This window comes from Psychrobacillus sp. BL-248-WT-3 (assembly GCF_012843435.1).
Taxonomy (GTDB): Bacteria; Bacillota; Bacilli; order Bacillales_A; family Planococcaceae; genus Psychrobacillus.
The window spans coordinates 1-18,347 of record NZ_JABAFC010000040.1; the positions used below are offsets into that span (position 1 = coordinate 1).

At 33.2% G+C, this 18,347-nt stretch carries 21 protein-coding genes, 1 pseudogene and 1 riboswitch; of the genes and pseudogenes, 4 read left to right on the forward strand and 18 right to left on the reverse strand.

Annotated elements, in window-relative coordinates:
- Positions 1-289 precede the first annotated feature (289 nt).
- The 14 genes and pseudogenes from HF876_RS16020 to HF876_RS18970 form a co-directional block, all read right to left on the reverse strand.
- A complete protein-coding gene (locus HF876_RS16020) occupies positions 290-964 on the reverse strand; it encodes an endonuclease V (RefSeq protein WP_240949802.1) in 675 nt (224 codons plus the stop codon).
- Positions 964-1,413 carry a toxin-antitoxin system YwqK family antitoxin gene (locus HF876_RS16025; RefSeq protein ID WP_169361056.1) on the reverse strand — a complete coding sequence of 150 codons (450 nt, stop codon included), beginning with the start codon at positions 1,411-1,413 and terminating at the stop codon, positions 964-966. The genes HF876_RS16020 and HF876_RS16025 overlap by 1 nt, the downstream gene beginning before the upstream one ends.
- Positions 1,403-3,514 (reverse strand): T7SS effector LXG polymorphic toxin, encoded by a 2,112-nt coding sequence (locus tag HF876_RS16030; protein ID WP_169361057.1) that lies wholly within the window; start codon positions 3,512-3,514, stop codon positions 1,403-1,405. Before HF876_RS16030 ends, HF876_RS16025 begins: the two co-directional genes overlap by 11 nt.
- A 572-nt stretch (positions 3,515-4,086) precedes the next feature.
- The gene (locus tag HF876_RS16035) at positions 4,087-4,437 is read right to left on the reverse strand and encodes a transposase (protein WP_169361058.1); all 351 of its coding nucleotides are present in this window, start codon (positions 4,435-4,437) and stop codon (positions 4,087-4,089) included.
- An 86-nt stretch (positions 4,438-4,523) separates the two neighbouring features.
- Positions 4,524-4,829: a hypothetical protein gene (locus HF876_RS16040; protein ID WP_169361059.1), complete on the reverse strand. Its 306-nt coding sequence runs from the start codon at positions 4,827-4,829 to the stop codon at positions 4,524-4,526.
- Between the two features lie 136 nt (positions 4,830-4,965).
- Positions 4,966-5,304, reverse strand: coding sequence for a hypothetical protein (locus HF876_RS16045; RefSeq protein WP_169361060.1), 339 nt, complete (start codon positions 5,302-5,304; stop codon positions 4,966-4,968).
- A gap of 68 nt (positions 5,305-5,372) precedes the next feature.
- Positions 5,373-5,831 (reverse strand): hypothetical protein, encoded by a 459-nt coding sequence (locus tag HF876_RS16050; protein WP_169361061.1) that lies wholly within the window; start codon positions 5,829-5,831, stop codon positions 5,373-5,375.
- A gap of 409 nt (positions 5,832-6,240) precedes the next feature.
- A pseudogene (locus HF876_RS16055) lies at positions 6,241-6,657 on the reverse strand (immunity 70 family protein).
- A gap of 128 nt (positions 6,658-6,785) precedes the next feature.
- Complete coding sequence (locus HF876_RS16060; protein ID WP_169361062.1) at positions 6,786-7,145, reverse strand: Imm3 family immunity protein; 360 nt, start codon at positions 7,143-7,145, stop codon at positions 6,786-6,788.
- Positions 7,146-7,238: 93 nt separating this feature from the next.
- Positions 7,239-7,679 (reverse strand): contact-dependent growth inhibition system immunity protein, encoded by a 441-nt coding sequence (locus tag HF876_RS16065; protein WP_169361063.1) that lies wholly within the window; start codon positions 7,677-7,679, stop codon positions 7,239-7,241.
- A gap of 209 nt (positions 7,680-7,888) precedes the next feature.
- Complete coding sequence (locus HF876_RS16070) at positions 7,889-8,386, reverse strand: kinase (RefSeq protein ID WP_169361064.1); 498 nt, start codon at positions 8,384-8,386, stop codon at positions 7,889-7,891.
- 111 nt (positions 8,387-8,497) lie between these two features.
- The gene (cdiI, locus tag HF876_RS16075; RefSeq protein WP_240949803.1) at positions 8,498-8,848 is read right to left on the reverse strand and encodes a ribonuclease toxin immunity protein CdiI; all 351 of its coding nucleotides are present in this window, start codon (positions 8,846-8,848) and stop codon (positions 8,498-8,500) included.
- A gap of 166 nt (positions 8,849-9,014) precedes the next feature.
- The gene (locus HF876_RS16080) at positions 9,015-9,275 is read right to left on the reverse strand and encodes a hypothetical protein (RefSeq protein ID WP_240949804.1); all 261 of its coding nucleotides are present in this window, start codon (positions 9,273-9,275) and stop codon (positions 9,015-9,017) included.
- Positions 9,244-9,402 carry a hypothetical protein gene (locus tag HF876_RS18970; protein ID WP_240949805.1) on the reverse strand — a complete coding sequence of 53 codons (159 nt, stop codon included), beginning with the start codon at positions 9,400-9,402 and terminating at the stop codon, positions 9,244-9,246. Before HF876_RS18970 ends, HF876_RS16080 begins: the two co-directional genes overlap by 32 nt.
- 549 nt (positions 9,403-9,951) lie before the next feature.
- Here HF876_RS18970 and HF876_RS16085 point away from each other — a divergent pair.
- Positions 9,952-10,767, forward strand: a complete 816-nt coding sequence (locus HF876_RS16085) for a hypothetical protein (protein ID WP_169361065.1) — start codon at positions 9,952-9,954, stop codon at positions 10,765-10,767.
- Positions 10,768-11,132: 365 nt separating this feature from the next.
- On the opposite strand, the gene HF876_RS16090 is transcribed toward HF876_RS16085, so the two are convergent.
- Entirely contained in the window at positions 11,133-11,582 is a 450-nt protein-coding gene (locus HF876_RS16090) for an Lrp/AsnC family transcriptional regulator (RefSeq protein WP_169361066.1), read from the reverse strand.
- A gap of 121 nt (positions 11,583-11,703) precedes the next feature.
- On the opposite strand from HF876_RS16090, the gene HF876_RS16095 reads away from it, so the two are divergent.
- Positions 11,704-12,255 (forward strand): cysteine hydrolase family protein, encoded by a 552-nt coding sequence (locus tag HF876_RS16095; RefSeq protein WP_169361067.1) that lies wholly within the window; start codon positions 11,704-11,706, stop codon positions 12,253-12,255.
- 111 nt (positions 12,256-12,366) lie between these two features.
- On the opposite strand, the gene HF876_RS16100 is transcribed toward HF876_RS16095, so the two are convergent.
- The 3 genes from HF876_RS16100 to HF876_RS16110 all read right to left on the reverse strand — a co-directional run bounded on the left by HF876_RS16100 (position 12,367) and on the right by HF876_RS16110 (position 15,731).
- Positions 12,367-13,311 carry a DNA/RNA non-specific endonuclease gene (locus HF876_RS16100; protein ID WP_205964145.1) on the reverse strand — a complete coding sequence of 315 codons (945 nt, stop codon included), beginning with the start codon at positions 13,309-13,311 and terminating at the stop codon, positions 12,367-12,369.
- Between the two features lie 272 nt (positions 13,312-13,583).
- Entirely contained in the window at positions 13,584-14,153 is a 570-nt protein-coding gene (locus HF876_RS16105; RefSeq protein ID WP_169361068.1) for an SF0329 family protein, read from the reverse strand.
- A gap of 282 nt (positions 14,154-14,435) precedes the next feature.
- Positions 14,436-15,731 (reverse strand): NCS2 family permease, encoded by a 1,296-nt coding sequence (locus HF876_RS16110; RefSeq protein ID WP_169361069.1) that lies wholly within the window; start codon positions 15,729-15,731, stop codon positions 14,436-14,438.
- A gap of 154 nt (positions 15,732-15,885) precedes the next feature.
- Positions 15,886-15,987, reverse strand: a riboswitch (purine riboswitch).
- A 488-nt stretch (positions 15,988-16,475) separates the two neighbouring features.
- On the opposite strand from HF876_RS16110, the gene HF876_RS16115 reads away from it, so the two are divergent.
- Positions 16,476-17,597, forward strand: a complete 1,122-nt coding sequence (locus HF876_RS16115; protein WP_169361070.1) for an ABC transporter permease — start codon at positions 16,476-16,478, stop codon at positions 17,595-17,597.
- Positions 17,598-18,275 (forward strand): ABC transporter ATP-binding protein, encoded by a 678-nt coding sequence (locus tag HF876_RS16120; protein WP_169361071.1) that lies wholly within the window; start codon positions 17,598-17,600, stop codon positions 18,273-18,275. It abuts the gene before it with no gap.
- Positions 18,276-18,347 lie beyond the last annotated feature (72 nt).

The window sequence follows — 18,347 nt, forward strand, 5'->3', positions numbered from 1 at the left end:
CTAATTTTCCCTCCACTTGTCTGACCCCCAATAAACGAATATATATAGTTTACTGAAAATCTATTAGATTAGCGAAAATCTATTAGATTAGCGAAAGTGTTCAATGTTATTTAGCAGCAACTGTCCATTTTATTTTAGCGTTTACAATCCAAACAAAAAAACTAGAAGAGGCTTTCCCCTTCCAGTTCAAAATAAAAAAATACAAGAAATAAACAAGGTTAACAACAATTACATCCTTCTTTATTTTATACTACACCGGTTTCTAATTTTAAAAAGTAATATAAAACAATTAAGAATATTTTCTTCTACTCTCATGAGTGGCTATATCCGCAAATCGTGTCGTGATCGGTAGTCGGCTACTTTTTTCTATAAAATGTAGGGTGATCTTTATTGAGGTTTCTAAATCGATCCAGTTACCACATGAAATAAAAATAGGTTTTACATTTTTTCTCGTTCTTAATGCAGCTCCATATATTTCTTCGTTAACTTTAATGAAAGTAAAATCTCCTACTTCATTAGTAGGCATTTTATAATCTATTTCTTTTATCCTCAAATAACTTTTTGCAACACCAATAGTAGGTTTATTTAAATAAAATGAAGCGTGAGTTGCGATTCCCATATTTCTAAAATGAAGATAACCATTTCCATCAAACATATAAAGATCTGGTTTACTTTGCAATTTTTTTACCGCCTCCAATACTAATGGAAGCTCACGAAAAGCTAAATATCCTGCAATATATGGCACAACTATTTCCCCACAATATTCTACTTTCTCTATGATTTGTTTTGTAAAATAATCTATTACTACAACACTACAAACTCCAAAATCATTTTCCCCTTCTGTCCAATATGCAATATCAACTCCAGCTACCAATCGAATATCTGCTAACTTAAAATTATTTTTTAGTGAAATCTTAGACAGCCATTTTTCTTGTTCTATTCGATACAACTCTTCACTTTTCATCATTTATCCAACTTATTAAAATTAGTTATATCAAATTCCAAAGGTGGTTTTTTTTCTTCTAATAAATTTCCTGTTTCATCAAACTTTTTAAACCCCAATAATCTACCTAATGATCTATATTCAATTAATTTTGTAAAACCATTTTCATAAAACTCTTTTTGTATTCCTTCTAATGTATTTTTATCTATATGTTTAATTTCCTTAACTTGACCATTTGAATAAAAGCTAACCATTTTCCCACTCTTAATCCCATTTTTTACATTATAGTAATTCGCTATATTACCGTTTTCATAACATTCATAGATTATACCACTATAAAGATGTTCATTATTATTTTGATCATATTTCACTATAAAAGAATCATAATCATCTCCACCGAATCCAAAATTTTCATCAAACTTGTTACCATTATTCATAATGTACTCTTTGTTTAATAACTTATCTTCCAACTTTATTCACCTCTGATATTATTTCAAATCCTTCTAGTATATATGAACAGTGGGGACAACATTTAAACATAATCCCCTCAGGCTTATTCTTATTAATCCCTGTTCTTATTACATTCACAGTAATATCTTCTATTCGAGTACTAGGGTGCATCTTCAGTGCTTCATTTACAGCCAATACTTCAGCATGTGAGCCTGCTCCCTTACTTAGTTGACTGTAAGAATCAAAAATTTCTTTTGGCATATTATCAAGTCGATTTTGGAGTACAGGAACTAATTCAGGAACTGCACCATCAAAAGAATTTATGTTATAGTAATATTTCCTATTTGCTTTATTATACACACCTGCAAGTGCTGGCCCCATTTTATCTCTTCCAAAATTCGGTTTGCCATTATATATTTGTTTAAGCCTCTCCAATTCATTCTTGGTCTCAGCACGTAAGTTAATTCGTTGATTGATTTGTTCAGGTGTTAGCTTACCATACTTATCATGTAATTTATCCAATCGATCTGAGTACTTTCCTTTTTCCAGTTCTTTATCTTTTCCTGTAAGGTTAGGTATCACTTCACCAGTTTTCAATGGTGAATTACCAGCTGCTACAATTGATTTCTCATTTACCATCTTCTTTACAGACTTAGCAATAGGTACTGCCATTGATAATAAGGGATCCAATGTAGCACCTGCTCCAATATTAAGACCTAAATCTAAAGCATTTTGCTTCCAGTTAGTGTCTTCTGGATTTAGTAACTCCCGACCTCCAATTTCTCCGATGGACATAATACCACCAATCGATGCACCCTCTTTGGCAAATTGCCCTAAATTGCGTGCAGAGATACCGGTTGTTAGTCCTTTTGCTCCTAAAGATATACCTCTAATAGCTTTAGCAGCCCCAAGCCCAGGTACTCCATAGCCCAGCATATCAGCTACAAGGTCAGTACCACCGCCTTCACCAAACTCACGTGTAGTATAAAATAAATGCTCCTCTCCTGTTCCAGCCTTGTGCAATTCTGAAGGTAAACCTAAAAGAGATGTATTAGCTGTCCGATGGGTAAATCGCTGTACCTCGACAAAATCGTCCGTCTGTCTTTGACCAACATCATTCGCTCTTTCTAGCATAGCTTCACCGAATGACTTATCATCGAATGGGTTTATTGTTGCTACAGATTTTAACGCACCTATTCCTAGATCATAGAAATCTTGAAAAATATTGCTGTTCTTTTGGATATTCATTTTTTCTTGTTCAATCCCACTGTTCTCTGGTCTTGCACAGGATAAGACAAGCATATCTGTACCCACAAAAGGATTGTTTATGTGAATCAAACCACCATAGCCAAATCGAATAGGACCATTACCAGCTATAAATGCCTGGAGCATAGTCGTCAACTGATTTTCTCTATTCACTATGGAGGAAAGTACGGCAATAGGAGATGTACGAGATGCCAATTCTGTCTTCAACTTATTTTTAGCAGCCAATGCTCCCCAGTTATCTGCTTGGAAATGAACATCCGTTAGCCCACTTTTAAACATTCCTTCTATATCAGAGAGCCATGTTTCCATTGTCCGAATATCCTGTTCCATGGCGTTTAAAGCAGTCGTCTGTGTTGCATCAAATTCATACAGTTGCGATAGGGTATCATCACGTTTTCTCTTAGAACTAATAACCCCCTCCTGCACTGCACTATCATCTAGATGGGGCAGTGCTACAATGTCACTCACCTGATCCATGATGCTATTTGTTTCATCTGTTAGACTAGCGGTAAGTTGGCCAATAAATGTCAATCCCTGCTCCAGTTCGCCCTCTAAAAACTCTTCTAATATGTAACCTGATAGGTCTGGTTCGAGAGAGTTAAGCGCTTTGCCAATTTGATAAAGTACTTGTTTAGCATCGTAGGAAAACAATTGAAAAAACTGAAGAAATGGCAAATGACATTCCTCATAAAAGGAGCGAATGGTATTTCCTCCTTCTCCTTTTAATTGATCCTCCATCTGAACTAGTCCTTCGACTCCACGTTGGATTGTTTCTATTTCAGTATTTAATCTTTCTAACATTGTAATGTTTCGCTGTAGCCCATCTTGTAATAAATCTACATCCAATACCTTCATAGGCTTGTCCTCATCACATGTTTAGAAAAACTCATCTCACTATATTCTTTAGTATACAATAATGACTCATAGGTGAACATTCTTCTCCCTCTCTAGCAAACTATCAATAGTTATAATATTCCATTTTCACACGAAGAGGTAAAGGGATTAACAACAATAACCTTTAAAATAAACCTTACGTATTAGTATGTATAAAACCTTCTGATACTCTTTTCCTACTGACGAAGAAAAAAAACGGTTAAATAGCTAGTGGCAAATATAAAATTTCATTACTATTATCTTTACTAAATCACCTTTGATTGAGGGTACTTTCTACTTAAGACGTCGGGTCTAATGAATATATATTGTTATACACATAGAGAGTATACTTTTAGGAAGCCCATTCTAAGTATTTAAGCAATAAGCCATCTTTAACCATTAGTTATTACCGTACTGTAGCAACCTGTTTTATCCAACGAGTAATACTGACCACCTGTTTACTCTTTTGTCCGCATAATTAATTTTTAAGTGGCTCAATAGCTCAGTTAACAAATGGTTCCCTATTGGGTTGCGATATACAAATAAAAAAACAATTAGATGGTACTATCTCTTTCTTCTATGAATTCTAAAAACGAATCTTGCAGTTCTCCTTCTGTGTCAATTGAATCGAGAAGTAATTTAGGTTCTAACGAACAATCTTTTAAAGTCGAACTTCCATCAATTACTCCTAACATGTTTGAAATAGTGTCAATCATAGTTTGTTCAATAATCTTCATTAATGTGTCTTTATTTTCATCAGTTAAACTATCGTAAAAACCAATAGCTTTTTTCCAATAATCATCTGTTATAGAAGTAACATTCGTAGTTTCATACAAGTCTTTGTATATTTCAAGGTTCTCTTTTATGATAGACTCATAAAGTGATTTTACAAAAATATCATTCATTTTATTTCCTCATTTCTGGATACATTTTTTGTGTAACCTTTTTATATAAATAAAAACACATCCAAATGGATGTGCAGTTTTTGATATTAATTTTCATTAAGTGGTAATTTAAATTCTTTGTAGTTTTTATTAGGATTCAAACAGTAAACCCTATTAGCAGTTATAGTCCAATCAGCGAATTCCTTTACGTCATAACCGTTAACTTCCTGGTTTTGTGTATCTGTAATTAATGTAGTTAAACGAAGAGGCTTATTTTTATAATCTAACAATATGTTTTTTTCATTATCATTTATCTCAAAACAATGGTCTTTCATATCAAATAAGTTAGTTTGAATACTTGAAATAATTTCCCACTCTTTATCATTTTTTACACTAAGAATATAATCAAACATTTAAAAACCCCTCCCTCTTCCCTCCACAATTCGTCAAAATAGAGAGAAAATCCTGCTAGGCACTTCTGTGTTTACTATGACGCAATACTATCATGTCTCTCCAAGAGAATGGAATCTCATTATAAAAATAATTATATTATGAATACCACTCTTCATCAGAAAATTCCTCATCAGCTTCACTAGGTTTTATATTGTTTATATCAATGAATCTTTTTATCTCTGTTAAGACTATCACTTGATCTTTACTATTAATCACAAATCCTCTATGATTTTTCCAAGTTAAATCAAACTCTAAATCTATATCCAATACCTTGCACCATTCAATAAAATCATACATTATCATCGTAAAACAAACATTGAATTTTTGAATTGAAACCCAAATACCTATTCTTCCATCTCCCAAGTATTGTTGACGTATTTTTAAATCTCCACTCAAGTACCACTTAGTATTAGGATGGTGTTTCTCTTCTATCATTAGCTTAAGTCCACTAATATTTGTATAACCCTGTAAGTAAATATCTCTTCTTAATTGCACCGTATAGCCTAATTATTTGTAGGATTCTTTCGGTCTTTAATTAATTTCATTCCATTCATAAATTCTTTTAAAGACTCTTTATCCTTCATCAGTCTACTCAAGTATAACAAAACATCAAATTCTTCTGGATCAGCATCATAATAAATCATACCTGGATCAATATAAGGTTTATAAATTATGTTATAAATCTCTTTACCTTCTATAGTTACATTAAAACATCTCTCTGAACTAGAAACATATTCATTTTTACACACTAATTTTTCAGGACGAGCCAAAAATGAGTGATTATTATAGAAAAAATTTAACTCTTCATTTTCTACATAAATACCAACCACCTGACCATCCTCACTTACCCCTCCCACACCTTGTATTTCTCTATGTCTATTCTTATCTTCTTTGATTGAATAATTGTTATGCTCGATTATAATGTAGGACTCCCACTTCGAATAATTTTCCAATGTTATCATAAAACAGTGGCCCCCTAATTTGACGAGATAAAAGTTGATGAACATAATAATGATGATGAGAGGTCCTTGTTATTTAAATCCATTCCATCAAAGATGCAATCTGTTATATGTGCTTGGTCTAGTGGGTAATGTGACAAATTCAAATTCCGTAAATTAATCTCATCTATACCCAGTCTTATTCCTTGTTTCCCAAGAGTTTCAATCTAAAGTCGGTGCGATTCTAAATGAACAATAATTTCTTTCATATTAATTTTCATGTTTTACCCTCTTCAGAAGATTTCTACCCCATAAACTAAATTCCTCTTAACTTGAAGATATTTAACCGCTCGATGTCAATGTAACTAGACTTGATCCGATATGTAATTGTTTAGTCGATCCTATCATATAAGCCATAAGAATTTAAACTTAGTTAAATTTCCTTAAGTTTCATATCACATTTATCTTCTACTGCTACACCCATCGATTTGAGGATTACTTCAAAAAATGTTTCTCCATCAGCCGTTGCAAAATAATTAGCTAAATTAGTTGTTTTTGGATTTATTGTCTCGCCCCATGGTGTTTCTTTTTTTATAACATCTAAATCCTATATAATATGTTCTGGCGAGAGCTTTGATAATTGCTGTTCAATTTCAATTAAATTAGTTCTTGCAACCTTGACATCATTCCAACTTAATTCGTTATTATATAAATCATTCATCAATAATGGGTATTTTGTTCCCCATCCTTCTTTCTCTAGATGATATGAAACTGTCGAAAAGAAGGAATGTACAAAATCGCTATGCCCTAATTCGTAATAAAAACAATCTACTAATACTCCTACTGTCATCTAAATTACACCTCTAATCCATCTTATAAATAATTTCTAATACACTATTTTTCTTTCATTTATTTCTTGTTTAACATTTCGTTAAATGTCTCTTGAAATAGTTTCAGCTCAATGGACAAATTAAAAAATCATAATTCTGCTGAAGGATTATATTCAACCTCTATATTTTTTAGTCCCTCAACCACTTTATTTATTCGATCTTGTAAGTCTTTAATTTCTTCTAATGTTAATGAACCTACTACTTCTTGTTGATTGAACATGCTTAACCTATTTGTTATTCCTTCAATATGTCCAATACAAGCTTTATCATGGCGAATTGTAATTTCTCCAATAGCGGTATCAACAATAAGATCTTCAATCTTACCTAAGTTATCAAATTCATCTGCTAGTTTTGCGATAGCATACCTATATCCCCTATTTTCATCTAACAATTCTTCATACGTCTCTTGAATTGCATCAAATAATTCATTATACTCCCAGTCTTTCATATTAGTTTTCTCCTCCAAAAATTAAATTTAAGGAATAGTTCTCCACAATAAAAAAATACTATAGATAGCCAAGGTAATAGTTTAAGTTTAGAATTAATTTATTTTAGTTAAAAATTTCTCTACTACGTCTTTATATTCGTTATAGTCTTCAACACTCATAAAATTATCTATTTCTACATTTTCTTTTACATCCATAAGTATTACCTTAAGTAGTTCCTTATGTTCTGAAATTTTGTCCATATCAACAGCAAATAGTACCTCTAATAACTGACCAAAATATACATCACCTTCTAGAGGATTAAGTTCAAGATGCTCTATTGCTCTATCTATTGCTAATTCAATAAAAATATTCTGTTTAATCATCCTACATAAATCAAAAATATCTAAGTTTGTAACATCCTTATTTATTAAGGTATTAAACCATTCGTCCAATGCATAGTCATCTTGCACTTCTCCCTGTGGCAATTGATAAATATCCCTTATTTTCATTTTATAATCATCTCTTTCGTATAATCTAAGATCTTTTTTATTCATAAACTCATTACCCTAGAATCATTTACATTCCTAACACCAGAGATTAGCGTAAAATACTCATCAATAACAGGTAAGAATCCCTTCTAAATTGTACCATCACACAAAGCATGCCCGAATCAACATGATGTTGTGGATATAAAAATAGACCATCTTAATGATGGCCATATCTTGCTAAAGTAGATGTTAGTTAAAAAGCCTAGCAAAATATTTTAATTTATTAGTTGATTTAAAATTAGTTCAAATACATCGTTTTGTGACATCTCATCAGTCAATATGATTTCTCCTCCAACACCAAGATAATCGTTTGGATTCCACCAGGCACGTAGTGAGTCTTCTCCAAATTCGAACTTTTTTGTTCGAGAGTTGTGACGTTTGACAGTTTCCTCAAAGGATAAATCAAAATAATAGGTAAATGTATTTAAGTTATAGAATTGAATTAGATTGTTCAACATCTCTCCATATCGATTTTTACTCAAGATTCCCTCTACAATAACATATTCGCATTTATCTTTACCGTATTCAGCAATTTGGCGAATTAAATCCATGGAAAGGTTCCCTTCCCTATCTTGAACCATTAACATATCACGACGCACCATATCTTGAGACACCAACAACGTTCCACTCCCTAAATGATTTTGAAGACTCTTCGCAGTTGTAGTTTTCCCACTTCCCGAGTTTCCTCGTAAGATAATTAGCTTAGATACCATCTTTCCCCCCTCACCTCGCGTTTCTGGTCTAGTATCCTCATCTTATATTAGTTATTTATACTCCAGTCTCGACAGTTTTCATTTTAGAAATAATATTAATTGAAGTTACTTTTATAATTCATATTTTTTAGCAATTTTATCAAGATACACTTCTAAAATTTCTCTGTTACTTGGAAAAACAGAAATATATAGTTTGCATGCTAACTTAAGATAATATAAAAAATCGGAATACCTTAATATTAATTCTTCATCATGCAAAGAAAACATAACACCTTCAAATTTTTCTTCATCATCTTCAAGGTCATTAGGAAACGTACAATCAACAACATTAATTCCAGTACCTATACCTAAAGACATTTGTTCAACTGTTCTAACAAAATCTGTATCAGATATAGCATTAAAAAATGCAATTACTACGAAATGATTTTTTTCCAACATAATTTTCTCATTTAAATTTTTCAATCGGCTTTTAACTCCTCTATTAATAAATAGACTGATCAACCTACTGTTCTAACATATCAAATATTTTTATATTTAAGTTTCAGTAGTCATCATAATTGTATTATTCATTATAATTTTAGTTCTTTTCAGATTGTGAAGTTACTAGAACTAATAGCTATTTAGTTGTTCAAATTAGATATAAGCTACGTTTCACTTTTTCAAGTAAAACTATTAACTCTTTATTACCTGGATAATTATTCGCTTCTTTTTTAACGTTTTCGTCCAAATAATTATAAAATGTTTTAAAATCCATATATGCTATTTGATCAATTTCAACTGCTGGGTAACCTAATTCTATTAACACATGATTTTCATCTAGAGCCCTAGGTAATTGGTGCTTATCGTATTCATCTAAATCAGAATGAAAAAAAACAAATTTCTTGCCCATAACCTTCTCTTAAGGCAAAGCTTTCTAATGCCTTTTCTAAGTATTTTCCATTTATGAAATCAAAATATGTTCGCATCAATTTATCTAAATCTGCTTTACTTTCTTTGATATGGTATTCTCGACTCATTTTCATACTCCAATCAAATCATATTTTTAGTTAATGAATAATTGGGAAAAGGTTTTGTTTGTTTGCCAGGTTTAATAAATTTTTTATTAAAATTCAGGATAGAAAGATGTTACGTATCCACAATACCTTCCCAATCTCTTCCCTAGGTTCCTTTTGAAAGAGAATTGTTAGATGCCTCTTCACCCTACATAAAATCTCGTTCATATATATCATCTGAATCAAAGATAATTTTCACATATTTCTTTGTCTTCCACCCCGTTATTTATCCTGTATTCCCATCAAAAACGGAATTCGGCAAATGACTTGTTCTACCCCAGAAGTTGGTATATGTTCCTCCACATTTATTTAAACACTTCACATGCCACGTAGCATTCCTAGGTATTTTATCTGCTAACGTCTATGCTAACTTTTTAAGTGTTTGTATCATGAAATATATATAAATGAATATATTGGTAACAAAGGGAATAAATAAGTGACTATAGTTTCTAATTTTATATATACTTCCTTCTGGAAATCTAATAAAATAGCAACAGAAGGAGAGAAAAATCTATGAAAAAATTCCTATTAATTCCCATTGTTTTTACATTTATACTATTAGGTGCATGTAGTTCCGAGGATGATACAAAACCTGCTAAAGATACAAATACTTCCAGTAAAACAATTGAAGAAAATGACATTGCTAAATTATATACTACACCTAAAGAATTTAAAGGTTATAACTATAATTTTGTAGGCCAAGTATTCACCACACCAGAAAAGGATAATAAAGGTGTGTATCTTCAAGTGTATGCAGATTCTAAAAATTACGAATATAATACATTAGTATCGTATGAAGATCCAAATTTTAAAGTAGCTGATGGAGACTATGTTAAAGTAAGTGGTGTGATTGAAGATGAATTTGAGGGTGAAAATATGCTTGGGGGTGTAGTAACTGCGCCTGTTATGAGAGCAACGTCACTTGAAGTATTAAGTTATGAAGAGGCAGTAGCACCAGCTATATCTAGTTTAAATACTGGGGATACTATTGATCAAAACGGATTCGTTGTGCAAGTCGAAAAGATTGAATTTGCTGAGCCCCACACTCGTTTATTTGTAACAGTTACTAATAACACAAATGACAATATTTCTTTTTACAGTCATAGTATAAAACTTATTTCTAATGGGACTCAATATGAGGAAGAAACAGATTACGATGCTGACTTCCCTGATCTACAATCAGATATACTCCCTGGTATAACTACAAGCGGAGTTATCACATTCCCATCAATGGACTCTTCCATTACTGAATTACAAGTACATGCTGAAGGTTATAGCGATAATTATGACGTTGATATTAAGCCGTTTGTATTTACTATTACAAAATAAAAAAAGAAACCACCTTCCGTCACTGGTTGGTGGTTTCTTTATATCTAATTAAGAAAAAAAGAAGGAGGTAGAAATACTCACACTGTGTCAAAAGTTTATTCACACAACTACTATATTAACCTAATGCTAAGAATTACGTTGCCAAATCATAAATTTCTTGCGCAAGACTACCAATAATTATTTATGACCTGCTATAAAATCATTACTCGTCATACTTTTATCCCTTATACGACAAAGCATCTCTATAATGTTTTTGGCTTGCTCAATGTTTCTTATATATTGTGCAAACGGGTCTGACAATAGTCTACTAAGTACTCTCTTGAGTTAATAATCGTTTGTACATTTCGATAGAAGAGCTACCCGTATTAAGTCCAACTGTTGGAAATCAATGGATTCTGTTGTTTAATCTCTTTTATCGATAAATGGACCCTATAATTCCCATATTCCAGAATTTTATCTAGAAAAAGATTTAATTGCTCTTGAGAGCTAACCTTTACTTTTAAATGATAACAGCCCTCCCCCGATACGCGGTGGACTTCCACTACCTCATCTCGATCATTCATCACTTGGATGAACGAATCATGGTTTGTAGTTATCATGTATATGATGATAAATGCTGTATAAGTGAGCCCTAATTTCTTTTCGTCAACTGTTAGAGAGTAGTTTTTAATTACACCGCTTTCCTCCAGTTTCTTTATACGATTGCCTACTGCTTGCCCAGTCATGTGAATTTGTTCACCTAGGTCTTTCAATTGAATACGTGAATTTTCGGATAACATCCGAAGAATCTGAAAATCTATATTATCAAGTTCCATATTAAATTCCTTTCACAATGAAATTTTTTGAGATGAAAGTGTTTCGTCAACCTATCGATAAAAAACCGTATGGGATTTATGATTATAGTGTAACAAAATACTTCTGATGAGGTGGAGAATAATGAACACAGCTCTAATTATTGTAGATATTCAAAATGACTATTTCCCAAATGGTAAGATGGAATTAAGTAACCCGGAAAAAGCGGCTGCAAATGCTGTGAAAGTACTTGAATGGTTTAGACAGAATCACAAAGATAACATTTTCCATGTTCAGCATATCGCAGCGGATCTAGCATTAGGATTCTTCCTTCCGAATACGGTGGGGGCAGAAATACACGAAACTATTCAACCATTAGAAACTGAAAGCATAATCATCAAACATTTCGCAAACAGCTTTTTACAAACTGAATTAGAAAGCAAATTGAAAGAAAAAGGAATAACTAAGCTAGTGGTTGCGGGTATGATGACACATATGTGTATTGATGCTACTGTCAGAGCAGCAGTAGATCTTGGCTATGAAGTTTCACTTATTGAAGATGCATGTGCAACTCGTGAACTAACGTACCAAGATAAAGTAGTGCCAGCACAACAAGTCCATTTTTCGTTTGTCAGCGCACTTCATGGTATGTATGCCAATGTAATCTCGGCCGACGAATACTTGGAACAAAACTAACAAAGTCTTAAAAGCATATAATTCAAGTAAAAGGGAGATTGTTTTTTAAAAAACAATCTCCCTTTTCATATGTCGTAAATTCTCATCATTTTTCCGTTTTGGTCTAAGAGCTTACTCCCCTACCATACCGTCCTTATCATTATCATGCATGTATGGGTATAACCAATGATCACTCGTAATTGGCATACTAAAACCTGCTGCTTTTGCTTCTTTAATCGTCACCTGACCATTACCGTTTGTATCCACACTGGAAATATCTTCTTTAGTGTTTGAACTAGTAGGAGCAGGAGGCTTATTACCCGTTAAACCGAGGGATGCATTTACTTCATCAGGGTTAACGTTGTCAAATGTATCAACGATTTTGTTACCCATTATCGTATAAGTATACTGATAACTGGAAGGGATCTGTGTTTCGGTGTTTGGATAAGTGATAATTGCTTCAAAATTAGTAGCACCACCAGCCTTACGAATGGCATCTTCCATATATGCTTGATCACCATGTCGATTAAGCGTACTTTCTTGTGGGGTAATATTATACGCATTGGATACCCCGCCGAGAGAATCCGCAATGATATGTCCTTCATCTAAAAATTCACTTTCAACACCCGGCACCTTTGCCTCATCAGAGTAGTATCTGCCAGAAGATAATACAGGCTCCGCACTGTCATCTTGTAGGGTAATTTCTTCAGCAATAACACGTACTAGTTGCCCATGTTCATTCGTAAATGCCCAGTATTCACGTTCCCCGTAACCAATGTCTACGACTACGTTAGATTCACGATATCCGGATAAATCTCCCCCATCCACTTCGATCAGTTTGTAGCCTGAGAATAGATCCTCTTTTGGTTGTGTTGGTATTTCTTCAATTACCGGTTCCGGTTCTTCCACAACAGGAGGGAGCGATTCTTCTTTTTCACTAGTTATATTTGATTCTGTGGGTACTTCTTCTTGAGGAATTGTTTCTACATCTGGAATGGCTGCGTCCTCTTCGTCGGTACAACCAAACATGAAGATGGCCGTTAAAAGTATAATTAAATATTTCATTTTCTCTTTCATTTATGGATTCTCCTATATTAGTATCATATTGTTCATTTTAAGAAATTTTCGAACTAATATAGACTAACATGATTGATAGCCTATTGATAATAGTAAATTTAAAGATTTACTATATTTCATCAGAGAGTTTGTCTGAAATGTGCAGGTTCCCATTAAAGTAATGATAGTACGACGCATATATGAAAAAGTTTCTTACTCAATAAGGTAAGAAACTCTTCATGTAAGCATATTTTTCTATAGTTTGGTTTATACCATTTAGCTTTTATTTATTATTACAACGTACTAAGCCGCAGCTCATAAAAATACTGCACAATTGGATGTTTTAACTTCATCTTCTCTGACATGTTTAAAATTCGTTTTTTGCCAAGTCGTCTGTCCACCAAAGCAAGAACATTCAATAATATATCCTTACTCTCTAGGCTTTCCTCTATAGAGGTGGATAAAAAATGATTGGCTACCACTACAAAATTTGATTTGCTTAATGAGGATTGTGCTGACATAAGCTCCTTTGCATATTCCGATAATTTTCTACTCCTAGCAATTACTTGTAGACGATCATCCGGAACTTTACCGTTACTTTCTTTTTTTACTGTTTCTATTTCCTCCACGCTAACAGGTATTTGGATAATTGAATCATTTTTAATTTCCTGCTCTGTCATATACCATTTGATTATGTTAGTTTTATCACTCATATTCATTACATTCTTTCTATCTACCGTAATATAACAAGTTCCTGATTTGTCAGATAAATAACGGTAGCTACTAGCACTGTATTCAACCCTTCCATATAATGCAGGACAGAGATAACTCTCTAAATTTTTCTTCAATTTACTCCAGCTCATGTGATCCTCCTTCATCTTTAAAGTATAAATTTTTATCGAGGCATTAGTTTTATTATTTATAATACAATAACACATTCCTAACTAATACAAGATTTAAGTGTGATTAGCATTCGTAAGGTACGGATAGTAGTGTGTGGGCACAATATTTATAGCAAGGTTTCTAAGTTATTTATGAGATAAAAAAGACATAGATTAGCTGAACTAACCTACGTCTCTTATAGTTTACTCTCATTAATTTAATTACCCTAATGCTGTATTCTTCACAGAGCTTTGGTTCTCTTCCTATACGATAAAAGCAAAGTATAAAATGAATAACAAGCAAAGTACATACATAATTGGATGAACTTCTTTATAGCGCTTTTGTGCGACTAGACATATTGGATATAGAATAAAACCTAATCCAATCCCGATTGCCACACTTGATGTAAGAGGCATCATAATAATTGTTAAAAACGATGGAATGACAATTTCTAATTTAGACCAGTTTATTTTACTGATCTCCATGGCCATTAGGGCACCTACAATGATTAATGCAGCTGCTGTTACTTCGACTGAAATAACGGCAACCAGTGGTGAAAAGAATAACGCAATGACAAAACAAGCTGCTATAACGACAGACGTAAAGCCTGTTCTTCCCCCGACAGCTATACCAGCGGAAGATTCCACACTCGTAGCAGGCGTCGATGTACCTAAAATAGCGCCAATTGCACCAGCAGAAGAATCCGCAAGTAAACCTTTTCCGATATCTGGAATTGTATTACCCTTCATCATTCCTGCCTGACTAGTAAGTGCAATAAGTGCACCAGCTGTATCAAAAAAGGCAACGATTAAAAATGTGAAAATAACTGTCAGTATCTCTGGTGTAAAAATCTCATCTAAATGATAAAACACAACACCAAATGTTGGCTCAATACTTGGTATACTTCCAATGATTGATGAGGGAACTTTAATTAATCCAAAAATCATACCAATAATCGTTGTAATGACCATTCCGTAAAAAATGCCGCCCTTTATTCCACGAACTAACATAACGATCGTTAGAATTAGGCCAATGATGGCTAATACGGTCATCGGTGAAGTTAAATCACCGATGGAAACAAATGTATCTGGATTGCCAGTAATAATTCCTCCATTTTTTAAACCAATAAATGTGATGAAGAATCCAATTCCAGAAGCAATCGCATATTTTAAATCCAAAGGAATGATATTAATAATTTTTTCTCGGATTTTCATTAAACTTAATAGCATAAAAATGATTCCTGCAACAAAGACACCTGTCAAAGCGACTTGCCATTCTACTCCCATTCCAATACAGACAGAAAAAGTAAAAAATGAATTCAAACCCATACTCGGTGCAATTGCGATTGGATAGTTAGCAAGTAGACCAATAAGTAGTGATCCAATGATTGCAGTAAGAGCCGTAGCCGTGAATACAGCCCCACTATCCATCCCAGATTGACTTAGAATAATTGGATTCACGACTAATATGTAAGCGATCGATAGGAAGGTCGTTATCCCTGCGAGTGATTCCTGCTTATAGGAAGTGTTCCGTTCTGTGAATTTAAAAAAGTTTCTCATGTTGTAATCTCCTATTTCCTATAATTAAAGAGTGAAAGGGAATGACTTAGAAGTTAGTTTTCCAACCAATTCATTTTATTATCCATTTGATATAAAAAAAGCTTTGACCACTATTAGGTCAAAGCTTTTCTACAAAAAATGGAATAAAAAACATCATTAATTTCCCATTCCTTGTAGACAAGCTATTTACTGGTAGCTAGTAGAAACTTTCAAGCCGTATTCTTGAAATTATACAAGGTATATCTATTCTTTTAAAAACAATAGGAGAATAATAACAAGATTAATTTAAATGGTCAATAGAATATAATGGGAATTATTTTCACCACAAAATGTAAAAAGATTTAAAATAATGAAAAGATTAATGGGTGCGAATATTTATTGAACAACAAACCGCTAGTCTGGTCCCCAGGATATAAGTAAATTACACTTTCACATCAAAATAATATTAATATAACGAATTAATACTATTAAAATATATCTTTTATACAAAAAACAACCGAAAAAAATTTTAAAAAAGTTTAGCTAAAGTTCATATAAGTGATTTATACTGTAAATCGAGGCGTATAGGAGGGACATATTATTCAACCTCAAAAAAGCTATATTTATTTTTTTTGCAAACTTTTGTTATATTAATATAGTTTTAATGGATTGAGTTAATGTGTTTTCTTATGATCTGTTCTTCAAGTAGTCAGAACCATAGAGAAATCTATCGTCAAATAACATATATAAGAGGAGGAACATAGAATGTTTTTAGCAATAAAAGAAATGAAACATTCCAAAACACGTTTTGCAATGATTGGCACAATCATTATGCTAATTGCATGGCTTGTTTTTATTTTATCGGGCTTAGGTAATGGATTATCCACATTAGCTGCTGCAACGATGAAAAATATCGATGGAGATCTTTTCATATATGAAGAGGGCTCTGAGGGAACGATGATGAAAACGAAGGTGTCTGGAGCAATCTCAGAAGACATTGAGGGTAAATACGGTGTTAAGGAAGCTGCAAAATTTGGACAATCTACAATTATTATTCAAAATGAAGCTACTTCCAACACTAAAGAAAAACATGATGTTGCCTTTATCGGGGTTGATCCTGGCAAATTTATCGAACCAAAAGTTGTAGAAGGTAAGCAATTAGATCCAAATGATCCATTCGGTGTACTAATTGATGAATCTCTACAGAAAAAAGGATATGAAATTGGCGATACGATTGTAGTAACTAGTTCAGACATCAAATTAAACATAGTAGGATTTACAACTGGCGAAACATTTAACCATTTACCTACAGTCTTTGTCGATGTTTCAACTTGGCAATCTTATGCCTTTGCAGCACCTGGTTCCAATAATGGTTTAGAAGATCCTGTAACGATGATTGCTTTACAAGGAACTTCAATGGAAGCTGACCAGATCGCTAATGACTATGACTTAATTGAAACGTTCACGAAATCAGAAGCGGTAATGGGAATGCCTGGTTATAAAGAAGAAAGTGCCACTATTTACATGATGCTTGCCTTCTTATTTGCCATCTCTGCAGTTATTATTGCTGTATTCTTCTATGTATTCATTTTACAAAAAACGCAGCAGTTCGGTGTTATGAAAGCAATTGGTGCTTCAAACCGATTTATTAAAAATTCAATCGTCACACAAGTATTTGTTTTATCGTTAGTTAGCATTATCGCGGGTATCGGATTGACTTATTTGACAGCATTAGTCTTCCCAGAAGACATGCCATTCAACTTAGATTTTAATATGGTATTGATCTATGGAGTAGTTCTTTTAATTGTTTCTGTTTTAGGTTCCGTTATTTCCGCACGTCAAGTAACGAAAATCGATCCATTAACAGCGATTGGGAGAGTGGAATAAATGACAGGTTTAGTATTAAACAATGTAACAAAATCATTTAAAGAAGGCGATTCAACTGTTGACGCTTTAAAAAATGTTTCGTTAACAGTTGCACCTGGTGACTTCATCGCCATTATCGGCCCTTCTGGTTCAGGGAAAAGTACATTATTATCTATTGCCGGTGCTCTACTTCAGCCTACTAAAGGGGAAGTATTAGTAGGTGGTACAAACGTTGGTAACATGAAAGAAAAAGATCTTTCAGCATTCCGCCTAACGGATATAGGTTTCATCTTACAAACATCGAACTTAATTCCGTATTTAAACGTGCTCGATCAGTTGCTACTTGTTTGTAAAATGAAAGGAAAGGTAACTCCAGCAGAAAAAGCATTTGCTAAAGAGTTGCTAAACGACCTAGGATTAGGTTCAAAATTATCCAAGTTTCCAAACGAATTATCTGGTGGGGAACGCCAACGTGTAGCAATTGCCCGCTCGTTTGTTAACAACTCAAACATCATCCTGGCAGATGAACCGACAGCGAGCTTAGACTCTAACCGCGCATTTGAAGTAGTAAAACAAATTCGCAAAGAGGTCAAAGAACGTAATAAGGCTGCTGTAATGGTAACGCATGATGAGCGTATGCTAGAGTTTTGTGACAAAGTGTACCGTATGGAAGATGGCGTGTTAACACTAGAAGGTTAAATTTTAGTTTATAACTAATCTCTATGTAGTAGATTCATTGACTATAAAGAGATTCTCTATACAGCTAATTGG

Coding starts and splice junctions, on each gene's coding strand:
- HF876_RS16020 (WP_240949802.1), bottom strand. CDS start 964: ATGAAAAGTGAAGAGTTGTATCGAATAGAACAAGAAAAATGGCTGTCT.
- HF876_RS16030 (WP_169361057.1), bottom strand. CDS start 3,514: ATGAAGGTATTGGATGTAGATTTATTACAAGATGGGCTACAGCGAAAC.
- HF876_RS16035 (WP_169361058.1), bottom strand. CDS start 4,437: ATGAATGATATTTTTGTAAAATCACTTTATGAGTCTATCATAAAAGAG.
- HF876_RS16040 (WP_169361059.1), bottom strand. CDS start 4,829: ATGTTTGATTATATTCTTAGTGTAAAAAATGATAAAGAGTGGGAAATT.
- HF876_RS16045 (WP_169361060.1), bottom strand. CDS start 5,304: ATGATAGAAGAGAAACACCATCCTAATACTAAGTGGTACTTGAGTGGA.
- HF876_RS16050 (WP_169361061.1), bottom strand. CDS start 5,831: ATGATAACATTGGAAAATTATTCGAAGTGGGAGTCCTACATTATAATC.
- HF876_RS16060 (WP_169361062.1), bottom strand. CDS start 7,145: ATGAAAGACTGGGAGTATAATGAATTATTTGATGCAATTCAAGAGACG.
- HF876_RS16065 (WP_169361063.1), bottom strand. CDS start 7,679: ATGAATAAAAAAGATCTTAGATTATACGAAAGAGATGATTATAAAATG.
- HF876_RS16070 (WP_169361064.1), bottom strand. CDS start 8,386: ATGGTATCTAAGCTAATTATCTTACGAGGAAACTCGGGAAGTGGGAAA.
- HF876_RS16080 (WP_240949804.1), bottom strand. CDS start 9,275: ATGGGCAAGAAATTTGTTTTTTTTCATTCTGATTTAGATGAATACGAT.
- HF876_RS18970 (WP_240949805.1), bottom strand. CDS start 9,402: ATGAGTCGAGAATACCATATCAAAGAAAGTAAAGCAGATTTAGATAAA.
- HF876_RS16085 (WP_169361065.1), top strand. CDS start 9,952: ATGAAAAAATTCCTATTAATTCCCATTGTTTTTACATTTATACTATTA.
- HF876_RS16090 (WP_169361066.1), bottom strand. CDS start 11,582: ATGGAACTTGATAATATAGATTTTCAGATTCTTCGGATGTTATCCGAA.
- HF876_RS16095 (WP_169361067.1), top strand. CDS start 11,704: ATGAACACAGCTCTAATTATTGTAGATATTCAAAATGACTATTTCCCA.
- HF876_RS16100 (WP_205964145.1), bottom strand. CDS start 13,311: ATGAAAGAGAAAATGAAATATTTAATTATACTTTTAACGGCCATCTTC.
- HF876_RS16105 (WP_169361068.1), bottom strand. CDS start 14,153: ATGAGCTGGAGTAAATTGAAGAAAAATTTAGAGAGTTATCTCTGTCCT.
- HF876_RS16110 (WP_169361069.1), bottom strand. CDS start 15,731: ATGAGAAACTTTTTTAAATTCACAGAACGGAACACTTCCTATAAGCAG.
- HF876_RS16115 (WP_169361070.1), top strand. CDS start 16,476: ATGTTTTTAGCAATAAAAGAAATGAAACATTCCAAAACACGTTTTGCA.
- HF876_RS16120 (WP_169361071.1), top strand. CDS start 17,598: ATGACAGGTTTAGTATTAAACAATGTAACAAAATCATTTAAAGAAGGC.